Source organism: Pseudomonas sp. GW821-FHT04C07, from assembly GCF_059420325.1.
The window spans coordinates 35,120-61,484 of the sequence record NZ_JBWKTM010000019.1; the positions used below are offsets into that span (position 1 = coordinate 35,120).

A 26,365-nucleotide genomic window follows, 5' to 3' on the forward strand; every position below is an offset into this window, starting at 1 on the left:
ACGCCCCGAACCAGTCGGGGCGTTTGCGTGTTCAGCGATCAAGCGAAGGGAGTATTAAACGCCCGAAGCCTTGGCAGCTGCTACGTCTTTGATGGACAGCTTGATACGGCCGCGGTTATCCACGTCCAGTACCAGTACTTCCACTTCCTGACCTTCTTTCAGGATGTCGGTCACTTTCTCAACGCGAGCATCGCTCAACATGGAGATGTGAACCAGACCGTCCTTGCCCGGCAGGATGTTGACGAATGCGCCGAAGTCGACGATGCGCTCAACCTTACCCACGTAGATCTTGCCGATCTCGGCCTCAGCGGTGATACCCAGAACGCGCTGACGAGCGGCTTCAGCGGCTTCCTTGGTTTCGCCGAAGATCTTGATCGAGCCGTCGTCTTCGATGTCGATCGAAGCCTTGGTTTCTTCACAGATCGCACGAATGGTCGCGCCGCCTTTACCGATGACATCACGGATTTTGTCGGTATCGATTTTCATCGCGATCATGGTCGGAGCGTTTTCCGACAGCTCGGTACGCGACTGGCCAATGATCTGGTTCATCTGACCGAGGATATTCAGGCGCGCTTCCAGGGCTTGGCCCAGAGCGATTTCCATGATTTCTTCGGTGATGCCCTTGATCTTGATGTCCATCTGCAGCGCGGTAACACCTTTGGAGGTACCGGCTACTTTGAAGTCCATGTCGCCCAGGTGATCTTCGTCACCCAGGATGTCGGTCAGGACGGCAAACTTCTCGCCTTCCTTAACCAGACCCATGGCGATACCGGCAACCGGCGCCTTCATCGGCACGCCAGCGTCCATCAGCGCCAGGGAAGCGCCGCAGACCGAAGCCATGGAGCTGGAACCGTTGGACTCGGTGATTTCCGATACGACACGGATGGTGTACGGGAACACGTCAGCGGCTGGCAGCATGGCCTGAACCGAACGGCGGGCCAGACGGCCGTGACCGATTTCGCGACGACCAGCGCCACCCATGCGACCACACTCGCCCACCGAGAACGGAGGGAAGTTGTAGTGCAGCATGAAGGGGTCTTTTTTCTCGCCTTCCAGGGTGTCCAGCAGCTGTGCGTCACGGGCGGTACCCAGAGTCGCGACTACCAGAGCCTGGGTTTCACCACGGGTGAACAGTGCCGAACCGTGGGTCTTCGGCAGAACACCGACTTCGATGTTCAGCGGACGTACGGTGCGGGTGTCGCGGCCGTCGATACGTGGCTTGCCGTTAACGATGTTTTCGCGAACGGTGCGATATTCGATTTCACCGAAAGCAGCTTTGACTTCGCTGGACGAAGGCTGGCCTTCTTCACCGGACAGCTTGGCAACAACCTGGTCTTTCAGTTCACCCAGGCGAGCGTAACGGTCGGCCTTGACGGTGATGGTGTAAGCCTGGGAGATCGCTTCGCCGAACTCGGCACGGATAGCGCCCAGCAGTGCGGTGGCTTCTGGCTGAGGAGCCCAGGTCCACGTTGGCTTGGCAGCTTCGGCGGCCAGCTCTTTGACAGCGTTGATCACCACCTGGAATTCGTCGTGGGCGAACAGTACCGCACCCAGCATCTGGTCTTCGGTCAGCTCTTTGGCTTCCGATTCAACCATCAATACCGCTTCCGAAGTACCGGCAACGACCATGTCCAGGCTCGATGCTTTCAGTTGTTCGTAAGTCGGGTTCAGCAGGTAGCCGGTGCTTTCGTGGAACGCAACGCGGGCAGCGCCGATCGGGCCATCGAAAGGAATGCCGGAGATTGCCAGCGCAGCCGAAGTACCGATCATCGCAGCGATGTCCGGATCGGTTTTCTTGCTGGTGGAAACGACGGTGCAGACAACCTGCACTTCGTTCATGAAGCCTTCCGGGAACAGAGGACGGATCGGACGGTCGATCAGTCGGGAAGTCAGGGTTTCTTTCTCGGAAGGACGGCCTTCGCGCTTGAAGAAACCGCCAGGGATCTTACCGGCAGCGTAAGTCTTTTCCTGGTAGTGAACAGACAGAGGGAAGAAGCCCTTGCCTGGATCGGCTTGCTTGGCACCGACTACAGTCACCAATACGCTGACGTCGTCGTCAACGGTGACCAATACTGCGCCGGAGGCCTGACGGGCGATACGGCCAGTCTCGAGGGTAACGGTCGACTGACCGAACTGGAATTTTTTGATTACCGGGTTCACGGTGTCCTACCTTCTTTGTGGCTCTTGGGGGAACTGGTTTCTTGCGAAATTCTTGGGCAACGCCGGGAATCGGCCCGACTTGTATTGTCCAGATAAAACTACTGTCCAGATAAAACTTGAGGCTGGGAGCCTGCCATGCGCCTGCGGGAAACCCGCTGACGCACGACAGACAACCAACCTCTAGCGCAATCGCTTATTAGCGACGCAGACCCAGGCGACCGATCAGAGCGCTGTAACGGCTCAGGTCTTTGCCTTTCAGGTAGTCCAGCAGCTTACGACGCTGGTTTACCATGCGGATCAGACCACGACGGGAGTGGTGGTCTTTACCGTTGGCCTTGAAGTGACCTTGCAGTTTGTTGATGTTGGCGGTCAGCAGTGCAACTTGCACTTCTGGCGAACCGGTATCACCAACAGCTTGCTGGTAGTCGGTAACGATTTGAGCTTTTTCTTCAACGCTGAGAGCCATGAGGCAATCCTTTTATCAGGAAACTGTTTCAAAGAAACAGCTTCAACAGGCCAGGGACAAATCCCTGTATCTATAAATGAGTAGTGACCGTGCCTGTTAACAGCCACCCTCGTCCGGTCATTCTGACCGAATCAGTCGACGAGGCGCGATACGCCCGTCTTCGCTCACTTCACCGATACCGATGAAGCGACCGTTATGATCCTGTACCCGTACCATGCCGAACTTCGGTGCATCCGGGGCTCGTACCGGCTGGCCGTTAAGCCAGTAGAACGAGCTGTGCTCCGAGAACTGCAACAGTGGCCAATCCAGCAGGCCGCTGTCCGATGGCATCAGGAAGCGGTCAACCGCCTCATTGCCGCCTTCGGCATGTACTGCTTCCAGCTCTTCCAGCGTAACCGTCTGGGCCAGGCTGAAAGGACCGGCCTGGGTACGTCGCAATTGAGCAACGTAAGCGCCACAACCGAGTTGCTCACCAATATCCTCCACAAGGGTCCGGATATAAGTGCCTTTGCTGCAATCCACTGCAAGCCGGGCAGTATCGCCCTCGAACGCAAGCAATTCCAAGCGCGCAATAGTAACAGAACGCGCTTCGCGCTCCACCACTTCACCTGCACGGGCCAACTTGTAAAGCGGCTGGCCATCACGCTTGAGAGCTGAGTACATCGGTGGTATCTGACTGATTTGACCGCGAAAACTCGGTAAAACCGCTTCAATATCGGCGCGACCGACGGTCACTTCCCGTGTCTGCAAAACCTCACCTTCGGCGTCCGCCGTGGTGGTGGTCTTGCCCAATTGCATCAAGGTTTCATAAGCCTTGTCCGAATCGAGCAAATATTGCGAGAACTTGGTGGCTTCACCGAAGCACAACGGCAGCACGCCAGTGGCGAGCGGGTCCAGGCTGCCGGTATGCCCGGCCTTCTCGGCATTGAGCAACCAACGGACTTTCTGCAGCGCTGCATTGGAGGTGAACCCCAACGGTTTGTCGAGCAGGATGATGCCGCTGACGTTACGACGGATACGTTTGACCTGAGCCACCGATTACTCCTTGGCGTCTTCGGGTTCAGCCGCAACCAGGTGCTGATTGTCTTCAGCCACTGCGCGTTCGATCAATGCCGACAGATGAGCGCCACGCACGACGCTTTCGTCGTAGTGGAAGTGCAGCTGTGGAACGCTGCGCAGCTTCATCTCACGAGCCAGTTGCATACGCAGGAAACCGGCGGCCGAGTTCAGCACCTTGATGCTTTGAGCGATGTCGTCGGCGCTGTCCTGCCCCATCACGGTGATGAAGATCTTGGCGTGACCGACGTCACGGCTGACTTCAACAGCGGTAATGGTGACCAGGCCGACGCGCGGGTCTTTGACTTCACGACGGATCAGCTGTGCCAGCTCACGCTGCATCTGATCGCCGATACGTTGGGTACGGCTGTATTCTTTTGCCATGTATTGTTACCTGTTACTGCCTCACGGTGAAACCCGTGTGGTCTGAAAGCGGCAAACGCCCGGCCTGACAGAAGCCAGACCGGGCGTTGCGTTTAGAGTCCGGGTGATGCGCCGTGCATTTGCATGCGGCTGCCCATCACGGCTCTTGAAGTGCGCGAGTTAGAGGCTGCGAGCAACCTGAACCTTCTCGAAGACTTCGATCTTGTCACCGACCTTGACGTCGTTGTAGCTCTTCACGCCGATACCGCATTCCATGCCGGCACGTACTTCGGAAGCGTCATCCTTGAAGCGGCGCAGGGATTCCAGCTCGCCTTCGAAGATAACGATGTCTTCACGCAGTACACGGATTGGACGGTTACGGTGCACAACACCTTCGATAACCATACAACCGGCGATCGCGCCAAACTTCGGCGAACGGAACACGTCGCGGACTTCAGCGATACCCAGGATGTTCTCCCGAACGTCGCTGCCAAGCATACCGGTCAGGGCTTTCTTGACGTCTTCGATGATGTCGTAGATCACGTTGTAGTAACGCATATCCAGACCTTCCTGTTCGACGATCTTGCGAGCGCCAGCATCGGCACGCACGTTGAAACCGAACAGTACAGCGTTGGAGGCCAGTGCAAGGTTGGCGTCGCTCTCGGTGATACCACCGACACCGCCACCGACTACGCGCACTTGCACTTCATCGTTACCCAGGCCGCCGAGGGCGCCCTGCAGAGCTTCCAGAGAACCGCGGACGTCGGATTTGAGGACGATGTTAAGCGTCTTCTTCTCTTCCTGACCCATGTTCTCGAAGATATTTTCCAGCTTGCCAGCGTGAGCACGAGCCAGTTTGACTTCGCGGAACTTGCCTTGACGGAACAGGGCAACTTCGCGTGCCTTCTTCTCGTCAGTCATTACGCTCATCTCGTCGCCAGCTTCCGGCGTGCCGTCCAGACCGAGAATCTCGACTGGAATCGAAGGACCCGCTTCTTTGATCGGCTTGCCGTTCTCGTCAAGCATCGCCCGGATACGGCCGAAGTTCGAACCAACCAGAACCATGTCGCCTTGACGCAGCGTGCCGTCTGAAACCAGAACGGTTGCAACCGGGCCACGACCTTTGTCGAGGCGCGATTCAACCACAACGCCACGACCAGGAGCGGACGGGGTTGCTTTCAGCTCGAGAACTTCAGCTTGCAGCAGGACTGCTTCCAGCAGGTCGTCAACGCCAGTACCCATTTTCGCGGAGACTGAAACGAACGGAGTATCACCACCCCATTCTTCGGACGTAACACCGTGGACAGACAGTTCGCTACGAATGCGATCGAGATCGGCACCCGGCTTGTCGATTTTGTTCACAGCAACAACCAGCGGAACACCGGCGGCTTTGGCGTGCTGAACAGCTTCGATGGTCTGCGGCATTACACCGTCGTCCGCCGCAACTACCAGAATCACGATGTCGGTCGCCTTGGCACCGCGAGCACGCATTGCGGTAAACGCAGCGTGACCAGGGGTGTCGAGGAAGGTGACCATGCCGCGTTCGGTTTCAACGTGGTAAGCACCGATGTGCTGGGTGATACCACCGGCTTCGCCAGCAGCTACCTTGGCACGACGGATGTAGTCGAGCAGCGAAGTCTTACCATGGTCAACGTGACCCATTACGGTCACGACTGGCGCACGGGCGAACGCCTCACCTTCGAACTTCAGCGATTCTGCCAGGGAGTCTTCCAGGGCGGTGTCGCTGACCAGGGTCACTTTGTGGCCCAGTTCTTCAGCTACCAGTTGAGCAGTTTCCTGATCGAGTACCTGGTTGATGGTCGCCGGAGTGCCCATCTTGAACATGAACTTGATGACTTCAGCGGCCTTGACCGACATCTGCTGAGCCAATTCGCCAACAGTGATGGTCTCGCCGATTTGTACGTCACGAATCACAGGGCCGGTTGGGCTCTGGAAGCCGTGGGCATTGCGCTTCTTCAGCTTGGCCTTGCCGCGACCACCACGACGGAAGCCATCGCTTTCTTCGTCGGTAGTACGAGGGGCAACGCGTGGAGCCGGAGCCTTCTCTTTAACGGTTGCACGATGCGGAGCATTGCTCTTGCGCTCGCCATCGCCGCGACGACTGCTGTCATCACTGCGTGGTTTGTCCGGGCGACGCTGCTCATCTCTCTTGCGAGCGTCGGCAGCCGGCGCAGCAGCCACAACAGGGGCCTCTTGCACTGGGGCGACGAAAGCAGCAGGCGCCACTACAACAGCGTCATTTGCAGACACTTGCACAGGAGCAGGCTGGCGACGCGCTTCTTCTTCGGCGCGACGCTTGGCTTCTTCTTCAGCCTTTTGACGAGCAGCATTTTCTACTGCGCGACGTTCTTCCAGTTCGCGTTTGCGCTCGGCTTCGATTTCTTCCGGGCTGCGCTGTACGAAGACTTTCTTCTTGCGCACTTCAACGCTGATGCTTTTGCTGCCAGCAACACGCAGGGTGCTGGTGGTTTTGCGCTGCAAAGTGATCTTGCGCGGTTCTTCCACTTTCGCCTTGTGGCTGCTTTTCAAGTGAGTCAGCAGAGCCTGCTTCTCACTGTCGGTCACATCTTGCTCGGCGGCGGTGTGCGGCAGACCTGCCTCACGCATCTGCTGCAACAGGCGCTCTACCGGTGTTTTGACCTCATCGGCCAGTTGTTTCACCGTGACTTGCGTCATGCACTTCTCTCCTCAGGCCGCGCCTAATTACTCGAACCAATGGGCTCGGGCGGCCATGATCAACTTGCCGGCACGATCATCGTCAATGCCGTCGATGTCGAGCAGGTCGTCAATAGACTGCTCGGCCAGGTCTTCGCGGGTAATTACGCCGCGCACCGCCAGTTCCATCGCCAAATCCTTGTCCATACCCTCAAGCGAGAGCAGGTCTTCGGCCGGATGGGCGTCTGCCAGCTTTTCCTCAGTAGCGATGGCTTTAGTCAACAAACGGTCTTTGGCGCGAGCGCGAAGCTCGTTGACTGTATCTTCGTCAAAGCCGTCGATGTTGAGCATTTCTTCCAACGGTACGTAGGCAATCTCTTCCAGGCTGGTGAAGCCTTCATCGACCAGTACCTGTGCCAGATCTTCGTCGACTTCCAGCTCGTCGATAAAGTTGCGCAGGATGTCGCCGGTTTCTGCTTGCTGCTTAGCCTGGATGTCCGATTCGGTCATCACGTTCAGGGTCCAGCCAGTCAACTGGCTAGCCAGACGCACGTTCTGACCACCGCGACCGATGGCCTGAGCAAGATTGTCTGCGCCAACGGCGATGTCCATGGCATGGGCATCTTCGTCAACGATAATTGCCGCAACTTCAGCCGGTGACATGGCGTTGATCACGAACTGCGCCGGGTTGTCGTCCCACAGGACAATATCCACACGCTCGCCGCCCAACTCGCCAGACACTGCCTGGACGCGCGAACCGCGCATGCCAATGCAGGCGCCTTGCGGGTCGATGCGTTTGTCTTTGGAACGGACCGCAATTTTGGCACGAGAACCCGGATCGCGGGATGCTGCCATCACTTCGATCAGGCCTTCGGCAATTTCCGGCACTTCAATACGGAACAATTCGATCAGCATTTCCGGCGCGGTACGCGACAGGATCAACTGCGGACCGCGGTTCTCGGTGCGGATTTCCTTGAGCAGCGCACGCAGACGCACGCCAACACGGAAAGTCTCACGAGAGATGATGTCTTCACGGGCCAACAACGCCTCGGCGTTGTTACCCAGATCGACGATCACATTGTCGCGCGTCACTTTTTTCACGGTGCCGGAGATGATTTCTCCCAAGCGCTCGCGATAGGCATCAACGACTTGAGCACGCTCTGCTTCGCGGACTTTCTGCACGATGACCTGTTTGGCGGTCTGTGCAGCGATGCGGCCAAACTCGATCGAGTCGATTTTTACTTCAACGATGTCGCCAGCTTTAGCGCCCGGCTGGGTTTCCTGAGCCTGCTCGACCCACATCTCGACAGCCGGATCGTCCAGATCTGCTTCTTCGACTACCGCCCAGCGACGGAAAGTTTCATAGGCACCGGTGTGGCGGTTAATTTCCACACGCAGGTCAACTTCGTCTTCGAAACGCTTTTTGGTAGCGGTGGCCAGAGCCAGCTCCAGCGCTTCAAAAATAACGTTTGCCGGTACGCCCTTTTCATTGGATACCGACTCAACAACCAGCAGTACTTCTTTGCTCATCGTACGCCTCGCCTTTCGCAAGCCATTGGATCCGCGGGATCCGCGTCTCAGTCAAAACTGGGAATAATGTTGGCCTTGTCGATCATATCGATCGGCAACAGGAACTCATGGTCTTCAACCTGCACCACGATATCCTGCTCTTCTACGCCGCGCAGAAGGCCTTGAAAGTTGCGTCGACCTTCGAAAGGCGAGCGCAGCTTGATCTTCACTTGTTCACCGGCAAATTTTGCAAACTGCTCAATAGTGAACAGTGGGCGTTCCATGCCAGGCGAGGAAACTTCAAGGGTGTATTCAACGGCGATCGGATCTTCAACATCCAGGACACCGCTGATCTGACGGCTGACGATGGCACAATCGTCCACCAGCACGCCGCCTTCTTTATCAATATAAACGCGCAACATTGAGTGGCGACCTTGAGCCGAAAACTCAATACCCCAGCATTCATAGCCCAGGGCCACGACCACCGGGGCCAGCAAGGCCTGCAACTCTTCTAGCTTGCTCGACACCTGAACCCCCTCGTGCATGTATGTGCATGCTATGCAAAATAAAAAAATGGGCGAAACGCCCATCCTTGAAACGCCGTCGAACAGCGGCGTAGAAAGTGTCCAGCTAACAAAAAGCCCCTAAAAAGGGGCTCCGCTAAAACTGGTTGCGGGGGCCGGATTTGAACCGACGACCTTCGGGTTATGAGCCCGACGAGCTACCAGACTGCTCCACCCCGCGACAAAGCTGGGGCGGAAGTATACGACCGATCCCTTGCAGGGTCAATCGAACCTCCACCTACAAGAAAGCCCGCAACAGCGGGCTCTCCTGATAATTGGTACCGAGAAGGGGACTCGAACCCCTACACCCTATGGGCACAACCACCTCAAGGTTGCGTGTCTACCAATTCCACCACCTCGGCAATACAACGTTACTGCATGAAACCCTTCTTACTTTTGCTCTTGAGCTGGAGGCACGTCAGTCGCATTGGTTGCCGACTTTTGCTCTTGAAGCACCGGGACATCATCAGAAGCCGGTTTTTGCTTTGGAACTTCCAACACCGCTGGATTTGGCAAACCTACTTGAGTCAGCTCATGAGCTTTCTCTTTAGCAAAGTAACCTAACCCTAAGCTGGTCATGAAGAAACCTGCGGCAAGTATAGCAGTAAACTTACTAAGAAAGGTAGAGGAACCTTGGCTTCCGAACACAGTATTTGAAGCACCTGCTCCGAAAGACGCGCCAGCGTCCGCACCTTTACCCTGTTGCAGCAATACCAGAGCAACAACGCCCAGAGCACCCAACAGATGAAAAACGACTACGACTGTTTCCAGCATTTTCTCAGTTTCCCGCGGCGCGACAAATCGCACCGAACTCATCTGCATTCAGGGAAGCTCCACCAATGAGCCCCCCATCGATATCCGGCATGCCGAACAGTTCGACCGCATTGGCCGCCTTCACGCTGCCGCCGTATAGAAGCCGCACACCTCGTGCGACTTCAGAATCCTCTGCCGCCAACTGGGCGCGAATGGCTGCGTGCACATCCTGCGCCTGTTGCGGTGATGCAGTCAGCCCGGTACCAATAGCCCAGACCGGCTCGTAAGCGATTACTGCCTTTGCAAATGCACCTACGCCCAAGTCCTCAATGATGCTGCCCAGCTGACGCCCGACAACTTCAAGGGTCTTCCCGGCTTCGCGCTGCTCGAGAGTTTCCCCTACACACAACACCGGAATCAAGCCACATGCTTGCGCCGCGGCGAACTTGCGATTGAGAGCCTCGTCACACTCACCCAGAATCAGGCGACGCTCGGAATGACCCACAAGCACCAGAGAACAACCTGCGTCCTCCAGCTGACTTGGCGCAATCTCGCCAGTCAAAGCACCTTGCATGGATTCCACCGCAGAATTCTGCGCGCCGACCGAAATCGACTGACCTTTCAAGCCATCAATCACTTGATTGATATACAAGCAAGGTGGGAATACCGCGACATCAACACCGCTTGGCAAGGCCAGATGACGAAGGCCATTAATCAGCTCAGCGACGCTGGCGCGGGTACCGTGCATTTTCCAGTTACCAGCTACCATAGGGCGACGCATGCTGTACCTCGTCGGTCAAAGTGGGCGCAGATGTTACCCAACCGCATCAACACTGGCAAGCCAAAATCAGGCGCAAACTTCAGTAACCAGTTTTGCCAGCTCATCGGCATAACCACGAACCTGCGCTTCATCATCGCCTTCGACCATTACGCGGACCAAAGGCTCGGTGCCGGACTTGCGCAAAAGCACCCGTCCACGACCCGCCATAGCCGTTGTAACACGGGCGCAAGCCTCTTTCACGGTAGTATGCTCGACCGGATTTACGCCGCCCGAAAAGCGCACATTGACCAACACCTGAGGACACTTGCGCAACGCCTGGCGGGACTGAGCAAGACTCTCTTTACGGCCTTTCAATGCAATCAATACCTGCAGCGCTGCAATGATCGCATCACCGGTAGTCGTGTGCTGGAAGCAGACGATATGGCCAGAGTTCTCGCCACCGACCTGCCAGTTACGCTCCAGCAGGTCCGCTATCACATAGCGGTCACCGACATTGGCTCGCACGAATGGAATACCCAGGTCTGCGAGAGCCAGCTCCAACCCCAGATTACTCATCAGAGTACCTACGACGCCGCCCTGCAACTTCTTACGCTCATGCAGATCACGAGCGATGATAAACAGCAACTCATCACCATCGACTACCGCGCCCGTATGATCGACCATCAACACCCGATCGCCATCACCGTCGAAGGCAATACCAAGGTCGGCATGCTCGGCAAGCACCGCCGCCTGCAGTTGCCCCATATGGGTCGAACCGCAGTTTTCATTGATGTTCAGACCGTTAGGCTGAGCTGAAAGCACCGTTACCTGCGCACCCAACTCACGAAAGACACTAGGCGCCACTTTATAGGTAGCGCCGTGTGCGCAATCGATAACGATATTCAAACCGGCAAAACTGGTACCGGTCGGCACGCTGCTTTTACAAAATTCGATATAACGACCTGACGCGTCGTTGATCCGTGAAACCTTACCGATTTTGCTCGACTCGACCACCGTCATCGGCATATCGAGCAACTCTTCGATCATCAGTTCGATTTCGTCCGGCAGCTTGGTGCCCTGCCCGGAGAAGAATTTGATGCCATTATCGTCATGAGGGTTGTGCGAAGCACTGATGACAATACCGGCCTCAGCCTGGAAGGTGCGAGTCAGGTAGGCGATAGCCGGTGTCGGCATCGGCCCCAACAGCATCACATCGGCACCCGCAGCAGACAACCCGGCTTCCAGGGCAGACTCGAACATGTAGCCAGAGATCCGCGTATCCTTGCCCACCAGCACCCGACAGGCGCCCATGCTTCGAAATGCCATACCCGCAGCCCAGCCGAGCTTGAGCATGAAATCCGGGGTAATAGGAAACTCGCCGACCCGACCACGAATGCCGTCAGTACCAAAATATTTTTTAGTCATAAATGCTCCATCACTCTTAATCGGCTGATTCTACCGCTTCGATCATCCGCACCACATCGACCGTCTCGGCTACGTCATGCACGCGCAAAATCCGCGCCCCTTTGACCACGGCCAATGCGGCGAGAGCCAGACCGCCATGCAGTCGCTCTCCAACCGGACGATTCAACGCCAGCCCTATCATGCTCTTTCGCGAAACCCCAACCAACAGGGGACGCCCCAAGGCATGCAGAGCCTCCATATGCTTGAAAAGACTCAAATTGTGCTGCAGGCTTTTCGCAAAACCGAAGCCCGGATCGAGGATGATTCGCTCGGGAGGGATGCCAACCATCGCACATTGAGCCATACGCTCAGCCAGAAACTCGCTGACCTCGCTTGTCACGTTTCGATATTGCGGATTGTCCTGCATATCTCCCGGCTCGCCGAGCATATGCATAAGACACACGGGCAGCCCTGCGGCCGCCGCCGCATCTAGCGCTCCATCACGTCGCAGTGAACGCACATCGTTGATCAGACCCGCACCCAGTCGCGCAGTTTCACGCATGACCGCGGGCGTCGAGGTATCGACCGAAATAGTCACATCCAGTTCACGATGAATTCGCTCGACAATGGGCGCAACGCGCTCAAGCTCTTCGATCGGCGAAACCACCCGCGCGCCCGGCCGGGTCGACTCACCACCGACGTCAATCAGCGTCGCACCAGCCGCAACCATCGCCTCGGCATGGCGCAAGGCCGCATCGAGCTGATTGAAGCGGCCGCCATCAGAAAAAGAATCAGGAGTGACGTTAAGAATACCCATCACATGAGTGCGGGCTAAATCAAGAACCCGGTTGCCGCAAGGCAACCGGGTCGAGGACTGTACAGAAGTCATTTAAAACCTTACACGTCAGCAGCTGGACCGCCGATTGGGGTTTGCGGACGTTCGCCCTGCACTACCGGAGGAGTTCCGGAAGTACCCGCACCATCCGACCAGTCGCGAGGCTCGCGCGGAGTCCGCCCAGCCATGATGTCGTCGATCTGCTCAGCATCGATCGTCTCGTACTTCATCAAGGCATCCGCCATGGCGTCGAGCTTGTCACGGTTGTCGGTAAGGATCTGCTTGGCAGTACCGTAGCACTGGTCAATGATGCTTCGTACTTCAGAGTCGATGAGCTTCGCGGTTTCACCCGAGAAACTGGCATGTTGGCCACCACCACCGCGACCCAGGAACACTTCACCCTCCTCTTCGGCGTACATCAACGGACCGAGCTTTTCCGACAACCCCCACTTGGTAACCATGTTTCGTGCGATCTGGCTGGCACGCATGATGTCATTGGAGGCGCCAGTGGTGACACCGTCAAAGCCCAAGGTCATTTCTTCAGCGATACGACCACCGTAAAGCGAGCAAATCTGACTGATCAACGCACGCTTGGACAAACTGTAACGATCTTCTTCCGGCAAGAACATGGTGACACCCAGCGCACGACCGCGAGGGATGATCGAAACCTTGTAGACCGGATCATGCTCAGGCACAACACGACCAACGATAGCGTGACCCGCCTCGTGGTAGGCAGTGTTCTGCTTCTCTTTCTCGGACATGACCATGGATTTGCGCTCTGCGCCCATCATGATCTTGTCTTTGGCCAGCTCAAACTCTTTCATCTCGACAACGCGCTTGCCAGTACGGGCAGCAAACAACGAAGCCTCGTTCACCAGGTTGGCCAGGTCCGCACCAGAAAAGCCAGGGGTACCGCGAGCGATTACTGCCGGAGCGACATCATCACCCATCGGCACTTTGCGCATGTGGACCTTCAGAATCTGTTCGCGACCACGAATGTCCGGCAGGCCTACAACGACCTGGCGGTCGAAACGACCCGGACGCAGCAATGCAGGGTCAAGCACGTCTGGACGGTTGGTTGCGGCAATGACGATGATGCCGTCATTCATCTCGAAACCATCCATCTCTACCAGCAACTGGTTAAGAGTCTGTTCACGCTCATCGTGACCACCCCCCATGCCAGCGCCACGGTGACGACCGACGGCGTCGATTTCGTCAATGAAGATGATGCATGGAGCGTGTTTCTTCGCCTGCTCGAACATATCGCGAACACGGCTGGCACCGACACCGACGAACATTTCGACGAAATCGGAACCGGAAATGGTGAAGAAGGGCACTTTGGCTTCGCCAGCAATAGCTTTAGCCAGCAAGGTTTTACCGGTACCCGGAGGACCAACCATCAGCACGCCGCGAGGAATACGACCACCAAGGCGCTGGAACTTGCCCGGATCACGCAAGAACTCAACGAGCTCACCAACCTCTTCCTTGGCTTCATCGCAACCAGCAACGTCGCCAAGAGTGGTTTTCACCTGATCTTCAGATAGCAAGCGCGCCTTGCTCTTGCCGAAGCTCATCGGCCCGCCCTTCCCGCCACCACCACCCTGCATCTGCCGCATGAAGAACATAAAGACGGCAATGATCACCAGGATCGGGAAGCTTGCAACCAGAAGCTGGGTCCAGATGCTTTGCTGTTCAGGCTGCTTGCCTTCGACGACTACGTGGTTATCCACCAGATCACCGATCAGGCCATTGTCCTGAATCGCAGGACGAATGGTCTTGAAGCTATCGCCGTCATTGCGCTTGCCGGTAATCACATAGCCATCTACCGCTACGCGCTCGACCTTGCCATCCTTCACTTGCTGGATGAAGTCGGAATAGTTGAGGGTCTGTGGCTCGTTAGGGCTGGAGAAGTTGTTCATCACCGTCACCAGGACAGCCGCGATGATCAACCACAGGATCAGATTCTTTGCCATATCGTTCAATTAACTACCCTCTGAAGCAAGCTCCGCTATTGGCGCGCGCTTCGCATGATATTCACCATCCTAACTTACTACAGAACCTACAGATGTGGCAGGCGCCGTCTGTAACCCTTTGTGAAACCTTGACTACACGATTTTCGTTTATGCTTCACTCGTAAAGCGACACAAAAAAAACTATCACCTGCATTAAAGACGCTCATCACTCGCAGCACCTTCAATTCCGCGAAACCCGCGCCCCAGCAAATACTGCTCACGGGACCTGTCACGGGAAGACAGCGGCTTGCGCATCTGCACCTTGTCGAACAACTTGCGAATGTCCTTGTGGTACTCGTCGAAGCCTTCACCCTGGAAGACCTTGATCAAAAAATCACCACCAGGACGCAAAACCCGACCCGCAAGGTCCAGCGCCAATTCGCAGAGGAACATAGCACGTGGCATATCCACAGCAGCCAATCCACTCATATTGGGGGCCATATCGGAAATCACAAGGTCTACTTGTGTATTACCTACGGCTTCGAGGATTTGTGCCAGCACCGCATCCTCAGTGAAATCCCCTTGAATGAAGGTCACATCAGGGATGCTGTCCATTTCCAGGATGTCGGATGCGATCAGTCGGCCTTGGCCGCCGATCAGACGACTGGTCACTTGCGACCACCCTCCTGGCGCCGCGCCGAGGTCGATTACACTCATCCCGGGACGGATAAGACGGTCCTTCTCCTGGATTTCCAGCAGCTTGTAGCTGGCACGCGAACGATACCCGTCTTTTTGCGCCATTTTGACGTACGGGTCGTTGAAGTGTTCTTTCAGCCAGTTATGGCTTGTCTTGGAACGGGCCACGGGCCACCTCAAAATTAAACTCAAAAATAAACGGGTCGTGATTAACTGGGCGGTCCCGGACTCGCTCGGGTAAACTGGCCGCCGCTTTTTACAAGATCAGACACAGGGGTCAGATTATGCCGCTCACTCAAGAGCAGAAGAAACAGTACAAATCCATTGGCCACCATCTGAAACCAGTTTTGACTGTGGCTGACAACGGTTTGACTGAAGGTGTGTTAGCCGAACTTGAACGCGCATTGAGCGATCACGAGCTGATCAAAATCAAGCTCAACATCCTCGAACGCGAATCCCGCCTGGGAGCCATTGCCGAGCTGTGCAAGGCCGGCAAGGCGGATCTGGTGCAAGTCATCGGCAAAATGGCATTGATTTACCGCAAGAACTTCAGCGTCAACAAGCAGCTGTCGAACGTCCATCGCTTCAAGTGATATCAAGGGTCAAGGGTGTGCTTCGCGCACCCTGCCACTCCACCCCGGCACCGACTGCAATACCAGTACCAATCCGGAAAAACCCAGAACAAGATAGCTGAACAAATGCCAGTGATGTGCCTCTGGCAGCCACACGCGCACCACGAAATACATCGCACACGCATACAACGCCATTAACAGCAACTGCCCGCGAATATCCCGCCACAGACTGGCCCGACCCTCGGCCTGAATCAGCACCAGAATCTGCAGAACCACGCAAACGGCTGAAAACCCCACAAGCAGCGCACTCAACATATTACCAATCTCTTCGATCAGTAACGGCGCCAGGCCAATTTGACCCAGCACCGGCAGCAGACCTATGTGCAGCAGCCAGACGCCGCCAACCCAGAGCATCTGGGCCAGCTGCCAGAGCATGGCGCCCGCTTGCAGCGGGCGCCTTCTCTTAGAGGTGACGGACTTCAACAATCTCATACTCGATAACGCCACCTGGCGTTTTAACCGCCACCACATCACCCTCTTCCTTGGCAATCAAGGCGCGAGCGAGAGGCGAACCGACCGAAATCTTGCCCAACTTGAAGTCAGCTTCATCCTCACCAACGATGTGATAAGTCACGCTCTCGTCGGTTTCGACGTTGGCGATTTCGACGGTAGTGCCGAAAATCACTTTGCCAGTGTGGGGAATGGTCGTAACGTCGATGATGACCGCATTCTGCATGCGACCTTCGATATCACGAATCCGCGCCTCGACCATGCCCTGCTGTTCGCGGGCTGCATGGTATTCGGCGTTTTCCTTCAAGTCGCCAAGCTCGCGGGCCGTACCGATGTCCTGGCTAAGCTTCGGACGGACGACCTTGGTCAGGTGAGCGTGTTCTTCTTCCAGGGCTTTAGCGCCCTGGACGGTCATTGGGTATTTGATCATGCCTTCAATCCTGCGTGTAGATCCTGCAAGCGGCGCACGGTCTTCTCGGGACCGAACTTGAGCGCTTCACAGATGGCTTCGCCAGCAGCAATGGTGGTAGTGCAGTAGATCTTGTGCTGCAAGGCATTGCGACGAATGGAATAGGAATCAGCGATCGACTGACGACCCTCCGTGGTGTTGATGATCAGCGTGACTTCGTCATTCTTGATCATGTCGACCACATGTGGGCGACCTTCGGTCACTTTGTTCACACGACGCACTTTCAGGCCTGCCGCTTCAATCAGCTTGGCAGTACCGGCGGTTGCGACCACTTCAAAGCCCAGGCTGATCAGATCACGGGCTACACCGGCAACCAACGGCTTGTCATCGTCGCGCACACTGATGAACGCGGTACCGCCGGTCGGCAGCACTTCGCTGGCACCCATCTGGGCTTTGGCGAACGCTTCACCGAAGGTGTCACCGACACCCATCACTTCACCGGTGGACTTCATCTCCGGGCCCAGGATCGGGTCAACGCCAGGGAATTTGGCGAATGGGAACACCGCCTCTTTCACACTGTAGAAGTTCGGGATGATTTCTTTGGTGAAGCCGATTTCCTTCAGGGTTTTACCGGCCATGACGCGAGCCGCGATCATCGCCAGGGAAACACCGATGCACTTGGACACGAACGGAACGGTACGCGATGCGCGCGGGTTGACTTCGATGACGTAGATGTCTTCGCCTTGCAGCGCCAACTGAACGTTCATCAGGCCGACCACACCCAGTTCCAGAGCCATTTTCTTGACCTGTTCGCGCATCTCGTCCTGGATGTGCGCCGGCAACGAGTATGGCGGCAGCGAGCACGCGGAGTCACCGGAGTGCACGCCAGCCTGCTCGATGTGCTGCATGATCGCGCCGATCACCACGTCGGTGCCGTCGCAGACCGCATCCACGTCCATTTCGATGGCGCAGTTGAGGAAGTGATCCAGCAGCACCGGGCTGTCGTTGGACACTTGCACTGCTTCACGCAGGTAGCGCTTGAGCTCTTCTTCTTCGTAGACGATTTCCATCGCCCGACCGCCCAGTACGTAGGACGGACGCACCACCAGCGGGTAACCAATCTTGCCGGCAGCACGAATCGCTTCGTCTTCGCTGCGAACAGTAGCGTTTGGCGGCTGACGCAGGTTCAGACGCTCAACCATTTGCTGGAAGCGCTCACGGTCTTCAGCGCGGTCGATGGCGTCAGGGCTAGTACCGATGATCGGCACGCCAGCCTCTTCCAAAGCGCGAGCCAGTTTCAGCGGAGTCTGGCCGCCGTACTGAACGATCACACCTTTCGGCTTTTCGACACGGACGATTTCCAGGACGTCTTCCAGGGTTACTGGTTCGAAGTACAGGCGATCCGAAGTGTCGTAGTCGGTCGATACGGTTTCCGGGTTGCAGTTGACCATGATGGTCTCGTACCCGTCTTCGCGTAGTGCGAGTGCCGCGTGAACGCAGCAGTAGTCGAACTCGATGCCCTGGCCGATACGGTTTGGACCGCCACCCAGGATCATGATCTTGTCGCGCGTCGAAGGGTTGGCCTCGCATTCTTCCTCGTAGGTCGAATACATGTAAGCGGTGTCGGTCGCGAACTCTGCAGCGCAAGTGTCGACACGCTTGTAGACCGGATAAACCTCAAGCTTGTGACGGTGGCGACGCAGGGCCTTTTCTGTCACACCCAGCAGCTTGGCCAGACGCGCATCGGAGAAGCCTTTGCGCTTGAGGCGGTACATCACGTCACGGTCGATGGTGGCCAGACCGAGAGTCTTGACCCGCTCTTCTTCCTTCACCAGATCTTCGATCTGTACGAGGAACCATGGATCGATCATGTTCATGCCAAAGATATCTTCGACAGTCATGCCGGCACGGAAAGCATCCGCGACGTACCAGATACGCTCGGCGCCCGGCACGGTCAGCTCGCGCTTGAGTACACCCATGCTTTCCGGATTGCTCAGGTCAAGCTTCGGGTCCAGACCGGATACGCCTACTTCCAGGCCGCGCAGGGCTTTCTGCAGGGATTCCTGGAAGGTCCGGCCGATAGCCATGACTTCGCCGACCGACTTCATTTGCGTGGTCAGACGAGCGTCAGCCTTAGGGAATTTCTCGAAGGCAAAACGTGGGAGCTTGGTAACGACGTAGTCGATAGACGGCTCGAAAGAGGCCGGGGTCTTGCCGCCGGTGATTTCGTTCTGCAGTTCGTCGAGGGTGTAACCGATCGCCAGCTTGGCTGCGACCCGGGCAATCGGGAAGCCGGTGGCCTTGGAGGCCAATGCCGAGGAACGGGATACCCGTGGATTCATCTCGATCACAACCATGCGACCAGTGTCCGGGCAAATACCGAACTGCACGTTCGAACCGCCGGTTTCCACGCCGATCTCACGCAGTACCGCCAGGGAGGCGTTACGCAGGATCTGGTATTCCTTGTCGGTCAGGGTCTGTGCCGGCGCAACAGTGATCGAGTCACCGGTGTGCACGCCCATCGGGTCAAAGTTTTCGATCGAGCAGACGATGATGCAGTTGTCCTTCTTATCGCGGACAACCTCCATTTCGTACTCTTTCCAGCCGATCAGCGATTCGTCGATCAGCAGCTCTTTGGTCGGCGACAGGTCCAGACCGCGGGCGCAGATTTCTTCGAACTCTTCACGGTTGTAAGCGATACCGCCGCCGGTGCCGCCCATGGTGAAGGACGGACGGATAATGCATGGGAAGCCGAGCTTATCGAGAACCGCGTTGGCCTCTTCCATGCTGTGGGCGATGCCGGAACGCGGACAGGCCAGGCCGATGGATTTCATCGCCTTGTCGAAACGCGAACGGTCTTCAGCCTTGTCGATGGTGTCAGCGTTGGCGCCGATCATCTCTACGCCGAATTTTTCCAGAACGCCTTCACGCTCCAGGTCCAGGGCGCAGTTCAGAGCAGTCTGGCCGCCCATGGTCGGCAGCAGCGCGTCCGGACGCTCCTTCTCGATGATCTTGGCAACGGTCTGCCACTTGATCGGCTCGATGTAGGTAGCGTCGGCCATGTCCGGATCGGTCATGATGGTCGCTGGGTTGGAGTTCACCAGGATGACGCGGTAACCCTCTTCGCGCAGGGCTTTGCAGGCCTGGGCGCCGGAGTAGTCGAATTCACAGGCCTGGCCGATAACGATCGGGCCAGCGCCGAGAATCAGGATGCTTTTAATGTCTGTACGTTTTGGCATGGGTAGTCACTCAAATCCGCAGGTCCGACGGCAATCCCCCGAGGAGAAGCCGTCTTGATCAATCTCTGAAGTCCTTCGGGGGCCGCCGGATACCGGGGCCACCCTCAGGAGCTTCTCGCTACATGCTCAAGGCCAACGATTAACGTCGCTTGGCCATCTCGTTGATGAAGCGATCGAACAGTGGCGCCACATCATTCGGACCAGGACTGGCTTCAGGGTGACCCTGGAAGCTGAATGCGCTCTTGTCGGTACGCTCGATGCCTTGCAGGGTGCCGTCGAACAGCGATTTGTGGATCGCGCGAACGTTGCCTGGCAGGGTTGCTTCGTCTACCGCAAAACCGTGGTTCTGGCTGGTGATCATGACGACGCCGGAGTCCAGATCCTGAACCGGGTGGTTCGCACCGTGGTGACCATGACCCATTTTCACGGTCTTGGCGCCAGAGGCCAGGGCCAGCAGCTGGTGACCGAGGCAGATGCCGAACACCGGAATCTCGGTTTCAAGGATGTCCTTGATCGCCTGGATTGCGTAGTCGCAAGGCTCTGGATCACCTGGACCGTTGGACAGGAATACGCCGTCTGGCTTGAGCGCCAGGACTTCGCTGGCCGGGGTTTGTGCCGGAACGACGGTCAGGCGGCAACCGCGCTCTACCAGCATGCGCAGGATGTTCACCTTGACGCCGTAGTCGTAGGCAACCACGTGGTAGGGCAGTTCGGACGCGTCGATGGTTGCGTGACTGTCGGTTTTCAACTCCCAGACAGTGGAACGCCACTCGTAGCTTGACTGGGTGCTGACGACTTTCGCCAGATCCATGCCTTTGAGGCCTGGAAAACCGCGTGCAGCTGCAATCGCCGCTTCATCGGAAATGTTGTCGCCGGCCATGATGCAGCCGTTCTGTGCACCTTTTTCACGCAGGATGCGTGTCAGGCGGCGAGTGTCGATACCGGCGATCGCCACAACGTTGTTGGCTTTCAGGTAATCGGACAGGGACATCGTGTTACGCCAGTTGCTCGCAACCAGTGGCAGGTCGCGAATTACCAGGCCGGCCGACCAGACACGATCCGACTCGGCATCTTGCGGCGTGGTGCCGGTGTTGCCAACGTGCGGATAGGTCAGGGTAACGATTTGTTGGGCATAGGAAGGATCGGTAAGGATTTCCTGATAGCCGGTCATTGCGGTGTTGAACACCACCTCACCAACGGTTTGACCGTCGGCTCCAATGGCTTCGCCGCGAAAAATGCTGCCATCAGCAAGGGCGAGTATGGCTGGCTTAGTCAAGAAGACCTCCCGTAAATAAAGCCTGAAGGGCAATCGCAGGTTGCAAAAAAGCGGAATGACGTATAGACACGTCACCCCGCTTCTTCGTCGAATTATCTGCGCGCTTTTAGTGGACACACTAAAGCTGTAGCTTACAGAAAAAGGCTTTTTTGGTCCACCGCTAATGAGCCTTAAAGGCAGGAGAATGCGACAGGGCGTCGCTTAGCGGTTGAAAACAGGGTTCAAACTCACGTTCGAACCCTGTTTGCGGCACATCTCAACGCAGGTCGAGCACGTCCTGCATATCATACAGACCAGGCGCACGACCATCGAGCCACAAAGCGGCACGAACGGCACCCTTGGCGAAAGTCATGCGACTCGACGCCTTATGAGTGATCTCCAGTCGCTCGCCCTCACAGGCGAACAGCACCGTATGATCACCGACAACATCACCACCACGAACGGTGGCAAAGCCGATGGTTTCGCGCTCGCGCGCACCGGTATGGCCTTCACGCCCATAGACCGCAACCTTCTGCAGATCACGATCCAACGCACTGGCAATGACCTCGCCCATGCGCAAAGCCGTACCTGAAGGCGCATCGATCTTGTGCCGATGGTGTGCTTCGATGATTTCGATATCGGCATCATCGCCCAGCACGCGAGCCGCCATATCGAGCAGCTTCAGCGACAGGTTTACGCCGACACTGAAATTGGCCGCGAACACGATCGCAATGTCCTTGCCCGCCTCGACCAGCAGCTGCTTTTCCGTGGCGCCCAATCCCGTGGTGCCGATCACCATGGCCTTGCCCGCCTTGCGGCAGAACGCCAGGTTTTTCAGCATGACCTCCGGGAGCGTGAAGTCGATCAACACATCGAACTCGTCAGCCACCTTCTCCAGGCTGCCGGTCAACGACACACCGATACGCCCCAGCGATGCCAGCTCACCGGCATCCACCCCGATCAAAGTACTGCCAGGACGTACGATCGCTGCGGTCAAACCAGTGAGCGGCGCGCGCTGCTGCACCGCCTCGACCAGGATCTTGCCCATGCGCCCGGCAGCGCCCATCACAGCTATACGTCGCATGCCTGTCTCCTTACAGATCGCCAAAGAAGCGCTTCACGCCTTCGAACCAGCCGGTCGTTTTGGGCGAATGAGTATTGTCGTCCGCCAAGGAATTGCGAAGTTCTTCGAGCAGTTCACGCTGACGACGACTCAGATTGACCGGAGTTTCGACCGCAACACGGCACATCAAGTCGCCCGCACCACCACCACGAACCGGCGCAACGCCCTTGCCGCGAACCCGGAATTGCTTACCGGTTTGCGTACCTTCAGGAATCCTCAGCTTGACCCGGCCATCGAGCGTCGGGATCTCCAGCTCACCACCCAGTGCAGCATCAACGAAGCTTATCGGCACTTCGCAGAACAGGTGCTTGCCATCACGCTGGAAGATCGCGTGCTCGCGCACATTGATGACCACGTACAGGTCGCCAGTCGGCCCACCCTGAGTACCCGCTTCACCTTCGCCAGACAGGCGAATACGGTCGCCGGTGTCAACGCCAGCCGGCACTTTTACCGACAGGGTTTTGGATTCTTCGACACGACCCTGGCCATGGCAGGAGTCGCATGGATCGGCAATGACCTTGCCTTGGCCATGGCAACGCGGGCAGGTTTGCTGCACCGAGAAGAACCCCTGCTGCATCCGCACCTGACCAATACCACCACAGGTCGAGCAAGTGATCGGCGAGGAGCCCTTCTTGGCACCGGAACCATCGCAAGGCTTGCAGTTGACCAGTGTCGGAACACGGATATTCACGGTCGTGCCGCGCACCGCTTCTTCCAGGTTCAGCTCCAGGGTGTAACGCAGATCGCTGCCGCGCTGAGCGCCGCCACGAGAACCGCCGCGACCACCGCCGAAGAAATCACTGAACACATCACCAAAGATGTCCGAGAAATTCTGACCGCCAAAACCGGCACCGCCGCCCCCCATGCTCGGGTCAACGCCTGCATGACCATACTGATCGTAGGCAGCACGCTTGCTGGAATCGGACAGCACTTCATAGGCCTCATTGGCCTCCTTGAACAGATCTTCCGATGCTTTGTCATCGGGATTACGGTCCGGGTGGTGCTTCATCGCCAGACGACGGTAAGCCTTCTTCAGGTCCGACTCGCTGGAGCCGCGCTCCACACCCAACACTTCGTAATAGTCACGCTTTGCCATAATTCTTTGCACTCTTAAGGACGTTCGGCAAACCCCTCCTGAGCCTCGCCAAACTCGTTGAGCCCCAATACAGGCCCGGACCCAACTCACGTCAATTCAACGATCCTGGTCTTTGATTTGCGGCCAATAAACTGGCCCGCGGGTGCGGTATTTGTTGACCGAAAAGCAGGAGCATCCCGACCGTACCGCCAGCACCCGAACGTTGTCGCATGCTGTAAAAAATTCACTTACTCCAGACACGCCAACGCGGGAGCAAGCTCCCGCGCGGCGACATCCTACCAGTCACCGCCCGAACGCAGTCAACCGGCCGACCAACAAGCTAGCTTACTTGTGGTCTTTTACTTCTTCGAACTCAGCGTCGACAACGTCGTCAGCTTTTCCAGCGGATTCAGCTGGCTTGGCCGCTGCGTCCGCCGGATTGGCTTGCTCTGCGTACATTTTCTGAGCAATCGGGGCAGACAGCTTGGACAGCTCTTCAACCTTGGCATCGATGGCAGCCTTGTCGTCGCCTTTAACAGCGGCTTCAAGTGCAACCAGAGCAGCTTCGATCGCAGTCTTCTCTTCAGCAGTCACTTTGTCGCCAGCGTCTACGATCATTTTACGAGTCGAGTGAACCAGGGCATCACCCTGGTTACGGGCACTGGCCAGCTCTTCGAACTTGCGGTCTTCGTCAGCGTTGACTTCAGCATCGCGAACCATCTGCTGAATTTCGTCCTCGGACAGACCGGAGTTGGCCTTGATCACGATCGACTGAGTCTTGCCGGTAGCCTTGTCTTTGGCGCCTACGTGCAGGATGCCGTTGGCATCGATGTCGAAGGTCACTTCGATTTGCGGCACGCCACGTGGAGCTGGTGGAATCTCGGCCAGGTCGAACTTGCCCAGAGACTTGTTCTGCGCGGCTTGCTTACGCTCGCCCTGCAGTACGTGAATAGTCACTGCGCCCTGGTTGTCATCGGCAGTCGAGAACACTTGGGATTTCTTGGTAGGAATCGTGGTGTTTTTCTCGATCAGCGCAGTCATTACGCCGCCCATGGTTTCGATACCCAGCGTCAGCGGAGTGACGTCGAGCAGCAGAACGTCTTTCACATCACCAGCCAATACCGCGCCCTGGATAGCAGCACCCATGGCTACAGCTTCGTCCGGGTTAACGTCTTTACGAGCTTCTTTACCGAAGAACTCGGTCACCAGCTTCTGAACCAGTGGCATACGGGTCTGACCGCCGACCAGGATCACGTCGTTGATCGCGCCTATGTCGATACCAGAATCCTTGAGTGCAATACGGCATGGTTCGATGGTGCGCTGAACCAGGTCTTCAACCAGCGCTTCCAGCTTGGCGCGAGAGATTTTCACGTTCAAGTGCTTGGGACCGGTAGCGTCTGCGGTGATGTACGGCAGGTTGACATCGGTCTGCAGGCTGGAGGACAGCTCGATCTTGGCCTTTTCAGCAGCTTCTTTCAGGCGCTGCATCGCCAGCGGGTCACCCTTGAGGTTCATGCCGCTTTCTTTCTTGAATTCGTCAACGAGGTAGTCGATCAAACGAATATCGAAGTCTTCACCACCGAGGAAGGTGTCACCGTTGGTGGACAACACTTCGAACTGGTGCTCGCCATCGACTTCAGCGATTTCGATCACGGAAACGTCGAAAGTACCGCCACCCAGGTCATAAACGATCACGGTGTGATCGCCCTTGGCCTTGTCCATACCGTAAGCCAGAGCGGCTGCGGTTGGTTCGTTGATGATACGTTTTACGTCCAGACCCGCGATGCGACCCGCATCTTTGGTGGCCTGACGCTGACTGTCGTTGAAGTAGGCCGGAACGGTGATCACCGCTTCGGTCACCGACTCACCGAGATAGTCTTCGGCAGTCTTCTTCATTTTCTTCAGGATTTCAGCCGAAATCTGAGGCGGAGACATTTTCTGGCCGTTGACTTCGACCCAAGCATCGCCGTTGTCAGCCTTGACGATCTTGTAAGGGACCATCTGGATGTCTTTCTGTACGACTTCTTCGTCAAAACGACGACCGATCAAACGCTTCACCGCATACAGGGTGTTGTGCGGATTGGTCACAGCCTGACGCTTGGCCGATTGGCCAACCAGGATTTCACCGTCGTTGGCATATGCAATGATCGACGGCGTGGTACGCGCGCCTTCAGCGTTTTCGATGACTTTGGCTTTGCCGTTTTCAAGAACGGAGACGCAGGAGTTGGTGGTCCCCAGGTCGATACCGATAATTTTGCCCATGTTAACTCTCCTGAAACTTTGGATTTGGTTGCCGCAGCAGTGGTGGCTAACTGCGGTAGCACTAAAACGTTTGACTTCTAAATGGGGGCCTTGCGGCTAATTTCAAGCTTGCTCGTCAATCGAAGGCGAAACTGCCGCAGGCGCCTTGCTGACCACGACCATGGCCGGACGCAGCAAACGACCATTGAGCTGATAACCCTTTTGAAACACCTTGAGCACGCTGTTTGGCTCGACGTCGGCGCTTTCCTGCATGGCCATCGCCTGATGAAGTGCCGCATTGAAAGGCTCGCCTTCAGGATCAATCGCTTCCAACTGATAACGCTTCAGGGTGTCCTGGAACATTTTCAGGGTCAGTTCGATCCCTTCGCGCATCGGACGGATGCTTTCGTCGTCCGGGTTGGACATCTCCAGACCACGCTCGAGGCTGTCGATGATCGGCAGCAGATCGCCAGCAAATCTTTCCAAGCCAAACTTGTGGGCTTTTTCCACGTCTTGCTCGGCGCGACGGCGGACGTTCTGCAGATCGGCAGCAACACGCAAAGCCTGATCATGGGCGCCAGCCAGTTGCTCTTCGAGCAGTTGCACACGAGCCGCCAGGTCATCACCCGAAGCCTCGGGAGCCTGATCGGCGTCTAGATTTTGCGTATCCAGCGTCTGTTCGTCAGCCATAGTTTTCTCCTTTCAATTTCGTCCGCGAGCTCGACTCGCTCTTCTGCCCCGGTATATG

At 56.8% G+C, this 26,365-nt stretch carries 22 protein-coding genes and 2 tRNA genes; 1 reads left to right on the plus strand and 23 read right to left on the minus strand.

Translation table 11 applies throughout. From position 1 onward, the window contains the following. Nucleotides 1-54: 54 nt before the first annotated feature. The 15 genes from pnp to rlmE form a co-directional block, all read right to left on the minus strand. Nucleotides 55-2,160: a polyribonucleotide nucleotidyltransferase gene (pnp, locus tag AC07UI_RS26900; RefSeq protein WP_494995341.1), complete on the minus strand. Its 2,106-nt coding sequence runs from the start codon at nt 2,158-2,160 to the stop codon at nt 55-57. 196 nt (nt 2,161-2,356) lie between these two features. Next, nucleotides 2,357-2,626 carry a 30S ribosomal protein S15 gene (gene rpsO, locus AC07UI_RS26905; RefSeq protein WP_009042128.1) on the minus strand — a complete coding sequence of 90 codons (270 nt, stop codon included), beginning with the start codon at nt 2,624-2,626 and terminating at the stop codon, nt 2,357-2,359. Between the two features lie 117 nt (nt 2,627-2,743). After that, nucleotides 2,744-3,661, minus strand: a complete 918-nt coding sequence (gene truB, locus AC07UI_RS26910) for a tRNA pseudouridine(55) synthase TruB (protein ID WP_494995342.1) — start codon at nt 3,659-3,661, stop codon at nt 2,744-2,746. Nucleotides 3,662-3,664: 3 nt separating this feature from the next. Next, nucleotides 3,665-4,066, minus strand: coding sequence for a 30S ribosome-binding factor RbfA (gene rbfA / locus AC07UI_RS26915; protein WP_494995343.1), 402 nt, complete (start codon nt 4,064-4,066; stop codon nt 3,665-3,667). A 159-nt stretch (nt 4,067-4,225) separates the two neighbouring features. After that, nucleotides 4,226-6,742: a translation initiation factor IF-2 gene (infB, locus tag AC07UI_RS26920; protein ID WP_494995344.1), complete on the minus strand. Its 2,517-nt coding sequence runs from the start codon at nt 6,740-6,742 to the stop codon at nt 4,226-4,228. Between the two features lie 27 nt (nt 6,743-6,769). Further along, entirely contained in the window at nt 6,770-8,251 is a 1,482-nt protein-coding gene (gene nusA / locus AC07UI_RS26925; protein ID WP_489068704.1) for a transcription termination factor NusA, read from the minus strand. 47 nt (nt 8,252-8,298) lie between these two features. After that, nucleotides 8,299-8,757, minus strand: a complete 459-nt coding sequence (gene rimP, locus AC07UI_RS26930; RefSeq protein WP_419118832.1) for a ribosome maturation factor RimP — start codon at nt 8,755-8,757, stop codon at nt 8,299-8,301. 140 nt (nt 8,758-8,897) lie between these two features. Further along, nucleotides 8,898-8,974 (minus strand) — tRNA-Met (locus AC07UI_RS26935). 95 nt (nt 8,975-9,069) lie between these two features. Beyond that, nucleotides 9,070-9,155 (minus strand) — tRNA-Leu (locus AC07UI_RS26940). 28 nt (nt 9,156-9,183) lie between these two features. Continuing rightward, a complete protein-coding gene (secG, locus tag AC07UI_RS26945) occupies nt 9,184-9,567 on the minus strand; it encodes a preprotein translocase subunit SecG (RefSeq protein WP_419118821.1) in 384 nt (127 codons plus the stop codon). A gap of 4 nt (nt 9,568-9,571) precedes the next feature. Further along, nucleotides 9,572-10,327, minus strand: coding sequence for a triose-phosphate isomerase (gene tpiA, locus AC07UI_RS26950; protein WP_494995345.1), 756 nt, complete (start codon nt 10,325-10,327; stop codon nt 9,572-9,574). 66 nt (nt 10,328-10,393) lie between these two features. Beyond that, on the minus strand, nt 10,394-11,731 hold the full coding sequence (gene glmM, locus AC07UI_RS26955) for a phosphoglucosamine mutase (protein ID WP_494995346.1): 1,338 nt from the start codon (nt 11,729-11,731) through the stop codon (nt 10,394-10,396). A 16-nt stretch (nt 11,732-11,747) separates the two neighbouring features. Next, nucleotides 11,748-12,599 (minus strand): dihydropteroate synthase, encoded by an 852-nt coding sequence (folP, locus tag AC07UI_RS26960; protein WP_494995347.1) that lies wholly within the window; start codon nt 12,597-12,599, stop codon nt 11,748-11,750. Nucleotides 12,600-12,607: 8 nt separating this feature from the next. Beyond that, nucleotides 12,608-14,518, minus strand: a complete 1,911-nt coding sequence (gene ftsH, locus AC07UI_RS26965; RefSeq protein ID WP_494995348.1) for an ATP-dependent zinc metalloprotease FtsH — start codon at nt 14,516-14,518, stop codon at nt 12,608-12,610. Nucleotides 14,519-14,710: 192 nt separating this feature from the next. Then, nucleotides 14,711-15,361 (minus strand): 23S rRNA (uridine(2552)-2'-O)-methyltransferase RlmE, encoded by a 651-nt coding sequence (gene rlmE / locus AC07UI_RS26970; protein ID WP_419118816.1) that lies wholly within the window; start codon nt 15,359-15,361, stop codon nt 14,711-14,713. 116 nt (nt 15,362-15,477) lie between these two features. Between rlmE and AC07UI_RS26975 the strand changes: the two genes are divergently transcribed. Then, on the plus strand, nt 15,478-15,786 hold the full coding sequence (locus tag AC07UI_RS26975) for a YhbY family RNA-binding protein (protein WP_494995349.1): 309 nt from the start codon (nt 15,478-15,480) through the stop codon (nt 15,784-15,786). Between the two features lie 9 nt (nt 15,787-15,795). Here AC07UI_RS26975 and AC07UI_RS26980 read toward each other — a convergent pair whose 3' ends face one another. The 8 genes from AC07UI_RS26980 to grpE all read right to left on the minus strand — a co-directional run bounded on the left by AC07UI_RS26980 (nt 15,796) and on the right by grpE (nt 26,307). Continuing rightward, nucleotides 15,796-16,200: an MFS transporter gene (locus AC07UI_RS26980; RefSeq protein WP_494995350.1), complete on the minus strand. Its 405-nt coding sequence runs from the start codon at nt 16,198-16,200 to the stop codon at nt 15,796-15,798. 28 nt (nt 16,201-16,228) lie between these two features. Then, nucleotides 16,229-16,705: a transcription elongation factor GreA gene (greA, locus tag AC07UI_RS26985; protein WP_494995351.1), complete on the minus strand. Its 477-nt coding sequence runs from the start codon at nt 16,703-16,705 to the stop codon at nt 16,229-16,231. Further along, nucleotides 16,702-19,923: a carbamoyl-phosphate synthase large subunit gene (gene carB / locus AC07UI_RS26990; RefSeq protein ID WP_494995352.1), complete on the minus strand. Its 3,222-nt coding sequence runs from the start codon at nt 19,921-19,923 to the stop codon at nt 16,702-16,704. Before carB ends, greA begins: the two co-directional genes overlap by 4 nt. A 139-nt stretch (nt 19,924-20,062) precedes the next feature. Next, complete coding sequence (carA, locus tag AC07UI_RS26995) at nt 20,063-21,199, minus strand: glutamine-hydrolyzing carbamoyl-phosphate synthase small subunit (protein WP_494995353.1); 1,137 nt, start codon at nt 21,197-21,199, stop codon at nt 20,063-20,065. A 256-nt stretch (nt 21,200-21,455) separates the two neighbouring features. Next, nucleotides 21,456-22,262, minus strand: coding sequence for a 4-hydroxy-tetrahydrodipicolinate reductase (gene dapB, locus AC07UI_RS27000; RefSeq protein ID WP_494995354.1), 807 nt, complete (start codon nt 22,260-22,262; stop codon nt 21,456-21,458). A gap of 10 nt (nt 22,263-22,272) precedes the next feature. Continuing rightward, the gene (dnaJ, locus tag AC07UI_RS27005) at nt 22,273-23,397 is read right to left on the minus strand and encodes a molecular chaperone DnaJ (protein WP_494995355.1); all 1,125 of its coding nucleotides are present in this window, start codon (nt 23,395-23,397) and stop codon (nt 22,273-22,275) included. 324 nt (nt 23,398-23,721) lie between these two features. Next, on the minus strand, nt 23,722-25,638 hold the full coding sequence (gene dnaK / locus AC07UI_RS27010; protein WP_494995356.1) for a molecular chaperone DnaK: 1,917 nt from the start codon (nt 25,636-25,638) through the stop codon (nt 23,722-23,724). A gap of 102 nt (nt 25,639-25,740) precedes the next feature. Beyond that, entirely contained in the window at nt 25,741-26,307 is a 567-nt protein-coding gene (gene grpE / locus AC07UI_RS27015) for a nucleotide exchange factor GrpE (RefSeq protein WP_494995357.1), read from the minus strand. Nucleotides 26,308-26,365: the final 58 nt, after the last annotated feature.

What these genes read in the sequence shown, in the direction of transcription:
- dnaK (WP_494995356.1), bottom strand. Translation starts at nt 25,638, where the DNA reads ATGGGCAAAATTATCGGTATCGACCTGGGGACCACCAACTCCTGCGTC.
- dapB (WP_494995354.1), bottom strand. Translation starts at nt 22,262, where the DNA reads ATGCGACGTATAGCTGTGATGGGCGCTGCCGGGCGCATGGGCAAGATC.
- greA (WP_494995351.1), bottom strand. Translation starts at nt 16,705, where the DNA reads ATGATCAAATACCCAATGACCGTCCAGGGCGCTAAAGCCCTGGAAGAA.
- dnaJ (WP_494995355.1), bottom strand. Translation starts at nt 23,397, where the DNA reads ATGGCAAAGCGTGACTATTACGAAGTGTTGGGTGTGGAGCGCGGCTCC.
- tpiA (WP_494995345.1), bottom strand. Translation starts at nt 10,327, where the DNA reads ATGCGTCGCCCTATGGTAGCTGGTAACTGGAAAATGCACGGTACCCGC.
- AC07UI_RS26975 (WP_494995349.1), top strand. Translation starts at nt 15,478, where the DNA reads ATGCCGCTCACTCAAGAGCAGAAGAAACAGTACAAATCCATTGGCCAC.
- rpsO (WP_009042128.1), bottom strand. Translation starts at nt 2,626, where the DNA reads ATGGCTCTCAGCGTTGAAGAAAAAGCTCAAATCGTTACCGACTACCAG.
- grpE (WP_494995357.1), bottom strand. Translation starts at nt 26,307, where the DNA reads ATGGCTGACGAACAGACGCTGGATACGCAAAATCTAGACGCCGATCAG.
- ftsH (WP_494995348.1), bottom strand. Translation starts at nt 14,518, where the DNA reads ATGGCAAAGAATCTGATCCTGTGGTTGATCATCGCGGCTGTCCTGGTG.
- carB (WP_494995352.1), bottom strand. Translation starts at nt 19,923, where the DNA reads ATGCCAAAACGTACAGACATTAAAAGCATCCTGATTCTCGGCGCTGGC.
- nusA (WP_489068704.1), bottom strand. Translation starts at nt 8,251, where the DNA reads ATGAGCAAAGAAGTACTGCTGGTTGTTGAGTCGGTATCCAATGAAAAG.
- glmM (WP_494995346.1), bottom strand. Translation starts at nt 11,731, where the DNA reads ATGACTAAAAAATATTTTGGTACTGACGGCATTCGTGGTCGGGTCGGC.
- secG (WP_419118821.1), bottom strand. Translation starts at nt 9,567, where the DNA reads ATGCTGGAAACAGTCGTAGTCGTTTTTCATCTGTTGGGTGCTCTGGGC.
- rbfA (WP_494995343.1), bottom strand. Translation starts at nt 4,066, where the DNA reads ATGGCAAAAGAATACAGCCGTACCCAACGTATCGGCGATCAGATGCAG.
- AC07UI_RS26980 (WP_494995350.1), bottom strand. Translation starts at nt 16,200, where the DNA reads ATGCTCTGGCAGCTGGCCCAGATGCTCTGGGTTGGCGGCGTCTGGCTG.
- infB (WP_494995344.1), bottom strand. Translation starts at nt 6,742, where the DNA reads ATGACGCAAGTCACGGTGAAACAACTGGCCGATGAGGTCAAAACACCG.
- folP (WP_494995347.1), bottom strand. Translation starts at nt 12,599, where the DNA reads ATGACTTCTGTACAGTCCTCGACCCGGTTGCCTTGCGGCAACCGGGTT.